The 13,830-nt window shown below is 65.7% G+C and carries 12 protein-coding genes and 1 pseudogene; 10 read left to right on the top strand and 3 right to left on the bottom strand.

What is annotated here, in order from left to right:
• Positions 1-17: 17 nt before the first annotated feature.
• A pseudogene (locus tag TVH25_RS01425) lies at positions 18-110 on the top strand (3-oxoacyl-ACP reductase); the annotation flags it as partial.
• A gap of 79 nt (positions 111-189) precedes the next feature.
• Here TVH25_RS01425 and metE read toward each other — a convergent pair.
• The 3 genes from metE to aceA form a co-directional block, all read right to left on the bottom strand.
• The gene (metE, locus tag TVH25_RS01420) at positions 190-2,481 is read right to left on the bottom strand and encodes a 5-methyltetrahydropteroyltriglutamate--homocysteine S-methyltransferase (RefSeq protein WP_422423194.1); all 2,292 of its coding nucleotides are present in this window, start codon (positions 2,479-2,481) and stop codon (positions 190-192) included.
• Between the two features lie 107 nt (positions 2,482-2,588).
• A complete protein-coding gene (locus TVH25_RS01415; protein ID WP_169619314.1) occupies positions 2,589-3,485 on the bottom strand; it encodes a 3-hydroxybutyryl-CoA dehydrogenase in 897 nt (298 codons plus the stop codon).
• 120 nt (positions 3,486-3,605) lie between these two features.
• Positions 3,606-4,895: an isocitrate lyase gene (gene aceA / locus TVH25_RS01410; RefSeq protein ID WP_169619312.1), complete on the bottom strand. Its 1,290-nt coding sequence runs from the start codon at positions 4,893-4,895 to the stop codon at positions 3,606-3,608.
• A gap of 460 nt (positions 4,896-5,355) precedes the next feature.
• Here aceA and ramB point away from each other — a divergent pair, with 460 nt between their 5' ends.
• The 9 genes from ramB to TVH25_RS01365 all read left to right on the top strand — a co-directional run bounded on the left by ramB (position 5,356) and on the right by TVH25_RS01365 (position 13,822).
• Positions 5,356-6,768, top strand: coding sequence for an acetate metabolism transcriptional regulator RamB (ramB, locus tag TVH25_RS01405; protein ID WP_169619310.1), 1,413 nt, complete (start codon positions 5,356-5,358; stop codon positions 6,766-6,768).
• Between the two features lie 195 nt (positions 6,769-6,963).
• Positions 6,964-8,244, top strand: coding sequence for an urea ABC transporter substrate-binding protein (gene urtA, locus TVH25_RS01400; protein WP_169619308.1), 1,281 nt, complete (start codon positions 6,964-6,966; stop codon positions 8,242-8,244).
• A gap of 34 nt (positions 8,245-8,278) precedes the next feature.
• Complete coding sequence (gene urtB / locus TVH25_RS01395) at positions 8,279-9,163, top strand: urea ABC transporter permease subunit UrtB (RefSeq protein WP_169651299.1); 885 nt, start codon at positions 8,279-8,281, stop codon at positions 9,161-9,163.
• Positions 9,163-10,290, top strand: coding sequence for an urea ABC transporter permease subunit UrtC (gene urtC / locus TVH25_RS01390; RefSeq protein WP_169619304.1), 1,128 nt, complete (start codon positions 9,163-9,165; stop codon positions 10,288-10,290). The genes urtB and urtC overlap by 1 nt, the downstream gene beginning before the upstream one ends.
• Positions 10,287-11,093 (top strand): urea ABC transporter ATP-binding protein UrtD, encoded by an 807-nt coding sequence (urtD, locus tag TVH25_RS01385; RefSeq protein ID WP_169619302.1) that lies wholly within the window; start codon positions 10,287-10,289, stop codon positions 11,091-11,093. The genes urtC and urtD overlap by 4 nt, the downstream gene beginning before the upstream one ends.
• Entirely contained in the window at positions 11,093-11,785 is a 693-nt protein-coding gene (gene urtE / locus TVH25_RS01380; protein ID WP_169619603.1) for an urea ABC transporter ATP-binding subunit UrtE, read from the top strand. The genes urtD and urtE overlap by 1 nt, the downstream gene beginning before the upstream one ends.
• Positions 11,785-12,474 carry a GntR family transcriptional regulator gene (locus TVH25_RS01375; protein ID WP_422423193.1) on the top strand — a complete coding sequence of 230 codons (690 nt, stop codon included), beginning with the start codon at positions 11,785-11,787 and terminating at the stop codon, positions 12,472-12,474. The genes urtE and TVH25_RS01375 overlap by 1 nt, the downstream gene beginning before the upstream one ends.
• A gap of 19 nt (positions 12,475-12,493) precedes the next feature.
• Entirely contained in the window at positions 12,494-13,027 is a 534-nt protein-coding gene (locus TVH25_RS01370) for a carboxymuconolactone decarboxylase family protein (protein ID WP_169619299.1), read from the top strand.
• Positions 13,028-13,126: 99 nt separating this feature from the next.
• On the top strand, positions 13,127-13,822 hold the full coding sequence (locus TVH25_RS01365) for a GntR family transcriptional regulator (protein ID WP_169619297.1): 696 nt from the start codon (positions 13,127-13,129) through the stop codon (positions 13,820-13,822).
• Positions 13,823-13,830: the final 8 nt, after the last annotated feature.

Below are 13,830 nucleotides of genomic sequence, written 5' to 3'. Positions count from 1 at the left end.
GACGACAGGGAGATCTCATGGGCAAGCTGGACGGCAAGGTTGCACTGATCACCGGTGCCGGGCAGGGAATCGGTCAGGGCGTCGCGCTGGCGCTGGGCCCGGGGGGGGCCCCCCACCCCGGGGCCCGCCCCCCCCCCCCCCCCCCCGCCCCCCCGGGGGGGGGGCGGTGTGGTGTCAGGCGGGTTGCGACTACCCGGCGTTCGAAGACGCCCGGCGCCTGAGCCTGCGTGCAGCGGCCACGAGATTCCGCAGCGACGGCTCGAGTTGCCAGTAGTGACGCGTCTTGAGCCCACCGTCCGGGTTCGCCCACAACCGGTCGAGCTCCACGGATTCCGCTGCCTCCGAGAGCAGTTCGTCGAGCTCGTCGATGTCGGGGATCCGGGCGGACCGGGATTCGTACACACCCGGTCCGACACCGTGGGACAGTGCCCTGTCCTTGATCGCTTCGAGCACCCAGCCGATGGACCGCGTTGCCACGATGGCGGTGACGTCCGCGTCCAGCCGTTCGATCGCCTCGACCACCGACTCCTGACCCGAGTAGGTCAGGTGCGTATGGATCTGCGTCTCGGGCTTGGCGCCACCGGTCGCGAGACGGAACGCGTCGACCGCCCAGTCCAGGTACTCGGCCCGGCCGTCCTGCCGCAGCGGAAGCAACTCGCGGATAGCGGGTTCGTCGACCTGGATGATCGCGATGCCCGCTCGCTCGAGATCTGCGATCTCGTCGCGGATTGCGAGCGCAAGCTGATCGGCCGTTTCGTGCAGAGGCTGATCCTGCCGCACGTACGAACGAGCCAGCATGGTGACCGGACCGGTGAGCATTCCCTTGACCGGCTTGTCCGTCAACGACTGAGCGAACGAAATCCACTCCACCGTCATCGGCTTCGGCCGCACGATGTCGCCGTACAGAACCGGCGGACGAGTACAGCGCGAACCGTAGGCCTGCACCCACCCGTAGTGGGTGGTCGCGAAACCCTCCAGCAGTTCGGCGAAGTACTGCACCATGTCGTTGCGTTCGTGCTCACCGTGCACGAGCACATCGAGTCCGATGTCCTCCTGCAGACGGATGGTGGACTCGATCGTCTCCTGGATGCGCTTGACGTACTCCTCCCACGACAGCCGTCCCTGCCCCAGCTCGTACCGAGCCTTGCGGGTGTCGTCCGTCTGCGGGAACGACCCCAGCGTCGTGGTCGGCACGGGCGGAAGATTCAGCCGTGCCTGTTGCGCAGCTCGGCGCTCCTCGTACGGTGCGCGATGGCGATGCTCGGGTGTGAGCGCGTTCATCCGGGCCCGGACGGTGTGCTTCTGCTTGAAGTGCACCGACACCGGCGGCCTCCGCCACCGTTCCTCGGCGCCGGTGGTCAGCGCCTTCGCGAGCGAGACCACCTCACCGACCTTCTGCTTCGCGAATGCGAGGCGGTCGGCCACATCGCCGGGGATGTCGTACTCGACGAGCAGGTCGTACGGAACGTGCAGCAACGAGCACGACGTCGAGACGACGAGGTCCGGCGCAATCGCCGCGATCGACTGGATGTATTCGAGAGTGCGACGCCGATCCGTCTTCCAGACGTTGCGGCCGTCGACGACACCCGCGTAGATCCGCTTCCGCTTGAGACCGGGCACAGCCGCGAACTCGTCGGCGCTCATCCTGCCGTTGACGAGATCGAGACCGATCGCCTCGACCTTCGACGACGCCAGGATGGGGAGCGCTTCACCGAACGAGCCGTACGGTCCTGTGACCAGGATGCGCGGACGCAGCGGGGCATGCGCCAGCACGTCGTATGCCCGGCGCAGCGCGGCCAGTTCGTCGTCGCTGCGATCCTCGGTGAACGACGGCTCGTCGAGCTGGACGCACGTGGCGCCGGCGCGCGCGAGCTGCTCGAACAGCTTCTCGTACTGCGGGAGCAGCGAATCGAGAAGGTCGAGGGTCCGGAAACCTTCTCGAGCGGAGGTGGGCGCGACCTTGGACAGCAGCAACAGCGACACCGGGCCGAGCACGACGGGCCGGAGTTCGATGCCGTCGGCCTTCGCCCGTTCGAACTCGTCGAGAACCGCTGCCGAATTCAGCTCGAAGACCGTGTTCTCGTCGAGTTCCGGCTGGCGGTAGTGATAGTTGCTGCCGAACCAGCGCACGAGCTCGAGGGGCGGGAAATCCTCACGCCCGCGGCACATCGTGAAGTAGAAATCGAGCGGGTCGAGTTCACCCAGCAGTGGGCGGAACCGCTCGGGGACCGCGCCGAACAACAGGGCGTTGTCGAGCACATGGTCGTAGTAGGAGAACGTGTTTCCGGGGACCTGGGTCAGGCCGGTCGCCGCGAGCTCGCGCCAGGTGTCTTCCTGGATGTCGCGAGCGACGGCGACGAGTTCGTCGCGCGTGCTCGTGCCGTGCCAGTAGGACTCGAGAGCACGCTTGAGTTCACGGCGGGGCCCGATACGCGGATACCCGAGGATGCTTGACCCGTATCCGTCGGCAGGAGTTGCCATGTCGGAGTCGACCTTTCCCTCATGCACTTCGCGCCCGTGCACCGGCAGCCGGTGCGTGAAGCACTGCTGTCGGAGCACGGGCGCCGAAGTACGGTGGTGCTGACTGGCTAGCTGGCCTTCTTGATCGCGCGGCCCTTGTCGGCGTATTCGTAGAAGCCGGCGCCCGACTTCTTTCCGACGAGCCCCGCCTCGACCATCCGCTGCAGCAGCGGCGGTGCGGAGTACAGGGGCTCCTTGAACTCCTCGTACATCGAGTCGGCAATCGCCTTCACCGTGTCGAGTCCGACAAGGTCGGTCAGTGCGAGGGGGCCCATCGGGTGAGCACAGCCCAGCACCATCGTCTTGTCGATATCGTCCTTGGTTGCGAACCCGGATTCGACCATCCGGATCGCCGACAGCAGGTACGGCACGAGCAGCGCGTTCGCGATGAAGCCGGCACGATCCGACGAACGGACGACCTGCTTACCGAGTACGTCCGCAGCGAACGCCTCCGCGCGCCGAGCGACCGTGGAGCCGGTCTTCAGCGTGGTGACCAGCTCGACGAGCGGGAGCACGGGCACCGGGTTGAAGAAGTGCATCCCGATGACTCGCTCGGGAGCCGCGGTCGCGATGCCGAGCTTCATGATCGGGATCGACGACGTGTTGGACGCCAGCACCGCGTGGGGATCGGTGACGATCTTGTCGAGTTCGGCGAAGATTTCACTCTTCACCTTCTCGTCCTCGACGACGGCCTCCACGACGAGCTGACGGTCGGCGAAGTCACCGAGGTCGGAGGTGAAGCGCAACCGCCATGCAGCCTGCTCCCGCTCGCGTTCGGTGATCTTGCCGGTGCTCACCCCACGGTCGAGCGACCGGAGGATGCGGGCGCGTCCGGCTGCCGCGAGTTCGCGGGTCTGCTCGAACACGAGTACGTCGACATGAGCGCGTGCGCACACCTCGGCGATACCTGCGCCCATGATGCCGGCGCCGATCACGCCGACGCGCTGAATCTTTTCGCTGGTCACGTCAGCTCCTTCTCGTTTGTGGGGTCGTGAGAGGTCGTCGCTGGATGCGCGCGCACCCCGCGGCGGGATATCGGGGACCTGAGGGATCCCGCCGCGGGGTGGACCTGGGTGGCGCTGTTCCTAGTGGAACTGGCCTTCCTCGGTGGAGCCCTTCAGGGCAGCCGTGGAGGTGTTGGGATCGACGGTGGTGGCGATCGAATCGAAGTAGCCGGCGCCGACCTCACGCTGGTGCTTGATGGCGGTGAAGCCACGCTCTGCAGCAGCCTTGAACTCGCGCTCCTGCAGGTCGACGAAGGCGGTCATGCCCTCGCGGGCGTAGCCGTGCGCCAGGTCGAACATGCCGTAGTTGAGCGAGTGGAAGCCCGCCAGCGTGATGAACTGGAACTTGAAGCCCATCGCGCCGAGCTCCTTCTGGAACTTCGCGATGGTCGCGTCGTCCAGGTGTGCCTTCCAGTTGAAGGACGGGGAGCAGTTGTAGGCGAGCAGCTGGTCCGGGAACTCGCTGCGGACTGCCTCGGCGAACTTCTTCGCAACCTCGAGGTCCGGCACGCCGGTCTCCATCCAGATGAGGTCGGAGTACGGGGCGTAGGCCTTGGCGCGAGCGATGCAGGGCTCGATGCCGTTCTTGATGCCGTAGAAGCCTTCGGCGGTACGGGTGCCGTCGAGGAACTCACGGTCGCGCTCGTCCACATCGGAGGTGATCAGCGTGGCTGCCTCCGCGTCGGTACGGGCGATGACGACCGTCGGGACGTCGGCGACGTCGGCTGCGAGGCGAGCCGAGGTCAGGGTGCGGATGTGCTGCTGGGTGGGGATGAGCACCTTGCCACCGAGGTGGCCGCACTTCTTCTCGGAAGCGAGCTGGTCCTCCCAGTGGGAACCGGCAACGCCGGCCGCGATCATGGCCTTCTGCAGCTCGTACACGTTGAGTGCGCCACCGAAGCCGGCTTCGCCGTCGGCGACGATCGGTGCCAGCCAGTTCTCGACCGAGGTGTCACCCTCGACCTTGGCGATCTCGTCGGCGCGCAGCAGTGCGTTGTTGATACGGCGCACGACCTGCGGGACCGAGTTCGCCGGGTACAGCGACTGGTCCGGGTAGGTGTGACCCGACAGGTTCGCGTCGCCGGCAACCTGCCAGCCGGACAGGTAGATGGCCTTGAGGCCGGCGCGGACCTGCTGCACAGCCTGGTTGCCGGTGAGGGCGCCCAGGGAGTTGATGTAGTCCTCGTTGTTGACGAGATCCCAGAGGATCTCGGAGCCGCGACGCGCGAGGGTGGCCTCTTCGACGACGGTGCCCTGCAGCTTCGCGACCTGCTCGGCCGTGTAGTTACGGGTAACCCCGTTCCAGCGGGGGTTGGTGTCCCAGTCCTTCTGAATTTCCTCAGCGGTCCTCGGGGTGCCGGTAGTCGACATCAAAAAGCTCCACTCTCTCGATCTGAATCCGCTATGAACGCTCAGCAGTACATACGTACGGCTTCACATCCTTTGCGTTCCTTTCGGATGTACTCCATGACAATGACACAGCCGAAAAACCCCGTCTACCTGTTGCTAATGCCAATCTTGGCTAGGTTCGAACGGGCCCTTGCAAAGGTTGCTAATAAGTGGCCCCGCCAACGACCGGGTTTTTTACCCTTTGGTTACCCGCCGGTAGGTTCCTACCTCGGCTTATGCCGGAAAAGTAATGTGGCGACGACCGGAGCCGGAGGACGCGCCACCGAGCCCGGCACTCACCACCGAACCCGCGCCTCTGTGAGCGCACTCACAGGACCGGCACCGGCCGGATCCGGCTCCCCGGCGCTCAACGGACGCCTTCTCTTAACAACCTGCGAACAACACATTGCGAAGCACCCCGACCGGGCTTTACCCTGGGCGAATGGCCAAGACCTTCGTCGGCGCCCGCTTGCGCCAGCTACGCACCGAGCGGGGACTGAGCCAGGCCGCGCTTGCCAAGACGCTCGAGATCTCCGCCAGCTACCTGAACCAGATCGAACACGACGTCCGGCCTCTCACCGTGCCGGTACTCCTGCGCATCAGCGAAGTGTTCGGGGTCGACACGACGTTCTTCTCCTCCCAGGACGACACCCGGCTCATCGCAGAGATGCGTGAGGTCGCGCTCGACCAGGAGATGGGCATCGACACCGATGCCCAGGAGATCGCGGAGATGGTCGCGGCGCATCCCAACCTGGCGCGCGCCATGGTCAACATGCACCGCCGGTTCCGGAACACCACCGCGCAACTCGCCGCGGCCACCGAAGACCGCTACAGCGACGGCAGCGGCAGCGGCGCCATCACCATGCCGCACGAAGAAGTGCGCGACTACTTCTATCAGCGCCACAACTACCTGCACGATCTCGACACGGCAGCGGAGGAACTCGCCAACCGGATCCGATTCCACCGTGGCGACGTGGGCGGGGAGATCGCCAAGCGCATGCAGACCGCGCACGACGTCCAGATCGTCAAGCGCATCGACCTCGGCGAGAACATCCTCCACCGCTACGACCCGGAGACCCGGATCCTCGAGGTAGCGCCCCAGCTGTCGGGTGGCCAGCAGGTGTTCAAACTCGCCATCGAGCTGGCGTACCTCGAATGCGGAGACCTCATCGACCGCCTCGTCGACGAAGGTGCGTTCACGAGCGACGCGTCGCGCACTCTCGCCCGCTTGGGCCTGGCCAACTACTGGGCGGCCGCACTGCTCCTGCCGTACACGCAGTTCCACGAGATCTCCGAGAACTTCCGGTACGACATCGAGCGGCTCTCCGCTTTCTACGGCGTGAGCTACGAGACGATCACCCACCGCCTCTCCACACTGCAGCGGCCCAAGCTGCGTGGCGTCCCGTTCTCCTTCGTCCGGGTCGACCGCGCCGGCAACATGTCGAAACGACAGTCGGCGACCGGATTCCACTTCTCGACGAGCGGTGGCACCTGTCCGCTCTGGAACGTGTACGAGACGTTCGCCTACCCCGGCAAGATCATGACGCAGATCGCACAGATGCCCGACGGCCGGCGCTACCTCTGGGTTGCCCGCACCGTCGAGCGCCGCGCGGCTCGCTACGGGCAGCCGTCCAAGACCTTCGCGATCGGGCTGGGCTGCGAACTGCGCCACGCCCACCGTCTCGTCTATGCCGACGGTCTCGACCTCGACGAAAGCAATCCCGGCACCCCGATCGGGTCGGGCTGCCGCGTGTGCGAGCGCGTGAACTGCCCGCAGCGGGCGTTCCCGCCCCTCGGCAAGGAGATCGACATCAACGAGCACCGCAGTTCGGTGTCTCCGTATCTCGTCCGCTGACGACGCGTCACCGACTCGCACACAGCGCTGTAAGGACGATGTAACACACTCGTCACCCGCGTCACACAACTGTGACCGGGAGATATTCTGGCGCAACAACGCCCTTCTAGTGTTTGGCCTCGCGGATACAGAGTTGTATACGCCGCCGGATACACCGGTCCTCTCCGGTCCCACCTTCGAAGGAAGGGCACCTTCATGTCAGTTGCCAGGTCCAAGTTCGCCACTCGCGCCATCGCGGCGCCTGCAGCGCTGGTCGCCGTCGGTCTCGTCCTGACCGCCTGTGGAAGCCGCGCGGGAGACACGCCCGACTCGTCGGCGGGCGCCTCCGGTGGCACGTCCTGTGTCGACACCTCGGGCGACACCATCAAGGTCGGTTCGCTGAACTCGCTCTCGGGCACGATGGCGATCTCCGAGGTCACCGTGCGTGACTCGATCGCCCTCGCCGTGGAAGAGATCAACGCGGACGGCGGCGTCCTCGGAAAGCAGATCCAGGTCGTCGCGGAAGACGGTGCCTCGGAGCCGACGGTCTTCGCCGAGAAGGCCGAGAAGCTCATCAGCTCCGATTGTGTCGCAGCGGTATTCGGAGGATGGACATCGTCCAGCCGCAAGGCGATGCTCCCGGTGTTCGAGGATCGCAACGCATTGCTGTACTACCCGGTCCAGTACGAGGGCCTCGAGTCGTCGTCGAACATCTTCTACACCGGTGCGACCACCAACCAGCAGATCGTGCCGGCGCTGGACTACCTCAAGGAACAGGGCGTGAAGTCCTTGTACCTGGTGGGCAGCGACTACGTGTTCCCGCAGACCGCGAACCGGATCATCAAGGCCTACGCCGAGGCGAACGGCATCGAGATCAAGGGCGAGGACTACACCCCGCTCGGGTCGACCGACTTCTCCACCATCGTCAACAAGGTCCGCACCGCCGACGCGGACGCCGTATTCAACACGCTGAACGGCGATTCCAACGTCGCGTTCTTCCGTGAGTACACCAACGCGGGTCTCGACGCGAAGGACATGCCGGTCGTCTCGGTGTCCATCGCCGAGGAAGAGGTCGTGGGTATCGGCGCGCAGAACATCGAAGGCCAGCTCACCGCGTGGAACTACTACCAGACCGTCGAGTCCCCCGAGAACGCGTCGTTCGTCGAGGCGTACAAGGCGAAGTACGGCGCGAACAAGCCGACGTCCGACCCGATGGAAGCTGCTTACACCTCGGTCTACCTGTGGAAGAACAGCGTCGAGAAGGCCGAGTCGTTTGCGGTCGAGGACGTCGTGAAAGCCTCCGACGGAGTCTCTTTCGACGCTCCTGAAGGCACCGTGACAATCGACGGCGACAACCACCACATCACCAAGACCGCCCGTATCGGTGAAATCCGCGGCGACGGCCTGATCTACACCGTGTGGGAGTCGGACGGCGCCGTCGATCCCGATCCGTACCTCGAGTCCTACGACTGGGCTGCCGGACTCTCCGGAAACTGACGCTCACGACCGGGAAGCCGACCAGGGAGGCACCATGGATGTCCTTGTAGGACAGTTGTTCACAGGATTGAGTATCGGTTCGATCCTGCTGCTGGCGGCACTGGGCCTGTCGCTGACCTTCGGGCAGATGGGCGTGATCAACATGGCCCACGGCGAATTCATCATGGCCGGCAGCTACACCGCCTTCGTGGTCCAGCAGGTGATCTCGTCCGCGGGTGTGTCCCTGTTCGTCTCGCTGCTCGTCGGCTTCCTGGTCGGTGGAGCGATGGGTGTCCTGCTCGAGGTCACCCTCATCCGCCGCATGTACCACCGGCCCCTCGACACCCTGCTCGTCACGTTCGGTGTGGGCCTGCTGCTCCAGCAGGCCGCCCGCGACATCTTCGGCGCACCCGCCGTCAACGTCGTGGCCCCGGCCTGGCTGTCGGGCGGTGTCGAGATCCTGGGCGCGGTGGTACCGAAAACCCGCCTGTTCATCTTGGCGCTGTCGGTGATCTGCGTGATCGCACTCATCGCCTCGATGAAGTACACCCCGATGGGCCGCCGGATCCGCGCGGTCGTGCAGAACCGCGACCTCGCGGAAACCGTCGGGATCTCCTCGCGCCGCACCGATATCACCACGTTCTTCCTCGGTTCGGGCCTCGCGGGCCTTGCCGGCGTGGCGCTGACGCTGATCGGCTCGACCAGCCCGACCATCGGGCAGGCGTACCTGATCGACGCGTTCCTCGTCGTCGTCATCGGCGGCCTCGGCAGGATCGAAGGCGCCGTGCTCGCCGCCGTCGCCCTGGGTCTGCTCAATTCGTTCATCGAATACTCCACCACCGCTTCGATCGCGAAGGTGATCGTCTTCGTGATCATCGTGATCTTCCTGCAGGTCCGTCCCCAAGGCCTGTTCGCCGTCAAGACGAGGAGCCTGGTCTGATGTCTGTGACGTTCTCCCCCCGGTCCCTGACACAACCCGGACCCGTCCGCACCGCAGCAGGATTCGCGCTCGCCGCGCTCGTGTTGTTCGGCATCGCGCCGGCGTTCCTGTCCGACTTCCGGCTGGGCCTGCTCGGCAAGTTCCTGTGCTTCGCGATCGTCGCCGTCGGAATCGGGCTCGCATGGGGGCGCGGCGGCATGCTGACCCTCGGGCAGGGCGTGTTCTTCGGGCTCGGCGCATACATCATGGCAATGCATCTCAAAATTGCCGACGCACAGTTGCGTGAGGACTCCGTCCCCGACTTCATGCAGATCGCGGGAATCCGTGAGCTACCGGCATATTGGGTGCCGTTCACCTCACCGTTCGTCGCGATCCTGGCGATCCTCATCGTCCCGGCGCTCGTCGCGGCACTGCTCGGGCTCGGTGTGTTCAAGCGACGTGTGAAAGGCGCCTACTTCGCGATCCTGTCCCAGGCCCTCGCCGCCGCCTTCGCCATCCTGCTCGTCGGTCAGCAGTCCACCGGCGGTTCCAACGGCCTCAACCGGTTCCGCACCTTCTTCGGCTTCGAACTCTCCGATCCCGTCAACAAGCGGATGCTGTTCTTCATCGTGGCGGCCATCCTGCTGCTCGTCGTCGCCGCAACCCGGCAGTTGATGCAGTCCCGCTACGGTGAACTACTCGTCGCGGTGCGCGACCAGGAGGAACGCGTCCGGTTCCTCGGCTACGACCCCGCCAACATCAAGGTGGTGGCCTACACCGTCGCCGCGTTCTTCGCCGGCATCGCCGGAGCGATGTTCGTTCCCATCGTCGGCATCATCTCCCCCGCCGACATCGGCATCGTTCCGTCCATCGCCTTCCTCATCGGCGTCGCCATCGGAGGCCGCAGCACCCTGCTCGGGCCGGTCCTCGGCGCGATCGGAGTCGCGTGGGCCCAGACCGCGCTGTCGGAGAACTTCCCCTCGGCCTGGACCTACGCTCAGGGACTGCTGTTCATCGTGGTGGTCGGCTTCTTCCCCGCCGGCCTGGCCGGACTCGCCACCGTATGGCGCCGGCGCCGCCGGTCCCGGCCCGCACCACCCGCCGACGACGTACCCGCAGCGACGACCGAATTGGAGCCGGCACGATGAACGCACCCGTCTACGGCGGCAACGCCGGCATGGCCAGCGACTACCTCGAAATCCGCGATCTGCGAGTCACCTTCGACGGCTTCCACGCCGTCGACGGAGTGAACCTCACACTCCTGCAGGGAGACCTGCGCTTCCTGATCGGACCCAACGGCGCGGGCAAGACCACCCTCGTCGACGCGGTCACGGGCCTGGTCCCCGCAACCGGTTCCATCACCAAGTCCGGAATCGAACTCGTCGGCAAGAAGACGCACAAGATCGCCCGCCTCGGCGTCGGCCGGACGTTCCAGACCGCGTCGGTGTTCGAGGAACTGTCGGTGCTCCAGAATCTCGATATCGCCGCAGGTGCCGGGCGCTCCCCGTGGCAACTACTGCGCCGCCGTAAAGATGTGCTGCCCGAAATCGAGGAAGCCCTCGAGACGATCGGCTTGTCCGCCCACCGCGACACGCCGGCAGGCATCCTCGCGCACGGCCAGAAGCAGTGGCTCGAGATCGGAATGCTCCTCGTCCAGAACGCCGACGTGTTGCTGCTCGACGAGCCGGTCGCGGGCATGAGCGGCGACGAACGCGAGGAAACCGGCCGACTGCTGCGCCGTATCGGCGCGCAGCGCACCGTCGTGGTGGTCGAACACGACATGGACTTCATGCGTGCGTTCGCGACCTCCGTGACCGTGCTGGCCCGCGGCAAGGTCATCGCGGACGGCACCGTCGAAGAGGTGCAGAACGATCCGCAGGTCCAAGAGGTCTACCTCGGCACCGCAGCTGCGGTCGGTTCCGACGGCACCGACACCTTCCAGGAGGCATGATGCTCGAACTCGTCGACGTGCGAGCCGGTTACGGCCGCACCGAAGTCATCCACGGTGTCTCGGTCACCGTTCCCTCCGACGGAGTCGCCGCCGTGATGGGCCACAACGGCGCCGGGAAGACCACGCTGCTGCGCGCTGCCGTCGGTCTGCTTCCGATCTCCTCGGGCAAGATCCTGTTCGACGGGCACGACATCAGCGGGCTCCGGCCGGCAGCACGCGTGGCCCGGGGACTCGCCTACGTGCCGCAGGGCCAGCAGTCGTTCGGGCAGCTCACCTGTAGCGAAAACCTGCAGGTCGTCGCGGACGGCCGCAAGAACGGCAAGAAGCTCGTCGCCGATATGCTCGACCTGTTCCCCGCGCTCGTCCCACTGCTCGACCGTCGCGCGGGGCTGCTCTCCGGCGGCCAGCGTCAGCAACTCGCGATCGCGCGCGCTCTGATCACCGAGCCGCGCATGCTCATCCTCGACGAACCGACCGAAGGCATCCAGCCCTCGGTGGTCGCCGAGATCGAGAACACCATCGTCGAACTCAGTCGCGGCGGAAACCTCGGTGTCCTGCTCGTCGAACAGCACATCGGCTTCGCCCTCGACAACGCGCGCCACTACTACGTGCTCGAATCCGGGCGCGTCACCTCCACCGGAGAGGGTGGCGCGGACGCCGCGACAACCGTCCGCGCGGCGATGGCGATCTGATGCGTCCCGGCGTCACCCGGCGGGAACAGGTCTACCGCGCCTTGCGCACCGATCTGATGTCCGGCGACCTCACCCCCGACGAACGCCTCAGTGAGGAACGGCTCGCCGAGCACTACGGGGTGTCGCGCACCCCGGTGCGCGAGGCGCTGGCTCGGCTCGTGTCCGACGGTCTCGTCGAACGTCGCGAGTACGGGTTGTTTCCGTATCGCCCGCGCCTCGAAGATCTCGCGGGCCTCTACGAACTCCGGATCACCCTGGAACTTCGCGGAATCCGGCGCGCGCGGGACGACGACTCCATCCGGCACGACCCCGACATTCTCGGTCCCGAACTCGACCGCTGGTACGGCATCCGCCGAAATCTTCCGGAACCCGACGCAGGATTTGTGACGCTCGACGAGCAATTCCATCTCACGATGCTGGCAGCGTCCGGAAACCGTGCGCTGTGCGACGCACTCGCCGTGGTCAATCAGAAAGTGCGGCCGGTGCGCATGTTCGACTACCTCACCCCGGACCGGATCTCCGACACGGTCGACGAGCACATCGCCGTCGCGGAACTCGTCCTGGACAACAGACTCGACGACGCGCACCGCATGCTCCTCGAACACATCGGCACCTCCCGGACCGTAGTCGTACGGCGCTCGGAGGAAGCCCTGAACGTGGCGCGGCTTGCCCGGGCGGTCCGTGAGTGATCGTGCGACACTGGCGGGTATGACGCCCCGCATCCGGCCCGGACGTTTCAGGGAACTCGGCCCTCTCAACTGGGCCGCATGGAAAGCGCTCTCCGCGGCGGCGGGGACCACCGACGCCCATCTGTTCAGCACGCTCGGACGGACGGGCAGGTTGTTCCGGGGATGGCTGCACTATTCCGGAATGTTGATGCCCTTCGGCAGGCTCGGCCGCTTCGAGGGCGAGATGATCATCCTGCGGGTCGCGCACTTGCGGGGCAGCGCATACGAGACCGACCATCACACCCGGCTGGGCCGGCGCGCCGGCATTACCGACGACCTCCGTGCGCGCATCGTCGCCGGGCCGGACGCCGAGGGCTGGAGCCCCCGTCACCGCGCGATCCTCGGCGCCGTCGACGAACTGGTCGCGACGAAAGACCTCTCGGACGAGACGTGGTCGACGCTCGCGGATCACCTCGACGATCGAAAGCTCATCGAATTCTGCTTGCTGGTCACCCAATACGACGGTCTGGCCACCACGATCGGCACTCTCCGCCTCGAACGCGACTTCGGTTAGTCACCGGCACCTGCTCACACGGTGAACGTGAGCATCCTCTAACCCGGCCGTAACACGGCGTCACAACGGTGTCATCGCAGGTCAATAGCGTATACAGCTATGTCGACAGAAACGGACACAGGGACACCGGAGCCGCTGCGGCTCCAGGTCTACCGCCAGTTGCGTGACGATGTGATGAACGGATCGGTCCGTGTCGGCGACCGTATGACGGAGCCGAAACTCGCTGCACGGTTCGGTATCTCACGCACTCCGGTACGCGAAGCACTCGCGATGCTCGTCTCCGACGGTCTGATTCGCAGAGAAGACTACGGATTCTCACCCCAGCCGCCGAGCATTCCGCGCATCCGGAATCTGTACGAACTGCGAATCACCCTGGAATTGCAGGGCATCACCCGCGCACTCGACGATCCGGCCGTGCGGCACGACCGGACGGCACTCGAATCCGAACGTACGCGGTGGCGGGCACTTGCCGACGACCCGCCGGCGCAGGAACCGGGCTTCGTCGTCGCCGACGAGGAGTTCCATGTGGCGCTGCTGGCGTCGTCCGGGAACACCGAACTCGTGAGCGCGCTCGAGTCCGTCAACTCCCGGATTCGCCATGTACGGATGTACGACTTCATGGTCAACAGCCGCATCGAAACGTCGATCGCAGAGCATCTCGGCATCCTCGACGCCGTCCTCGACGACGACCTTCCTACCGCTCGCACCCTGCTCCACCGCCATATCGGCGAATCTCTCTCCGTTGTTCTCGACAGGGTGACCCGCGCGGTCACCGCGATGTCGCTGGCCGACTGACAGCGCTG

It is taken from the genome of Rhodococcus sp. 7Tela_A2, assembly GCF_049311045.1.
In the GTDB taxonomy this organism is placed as follows: domain Bacteria; phylum Actinomycetota; class Actinomycetes; order Mycobacteriales; family Mycobacteriaceae; genus Rhodococcus.
This window is presented reverse-complemented; position numbering and strand designations above follow the sequence as displayed.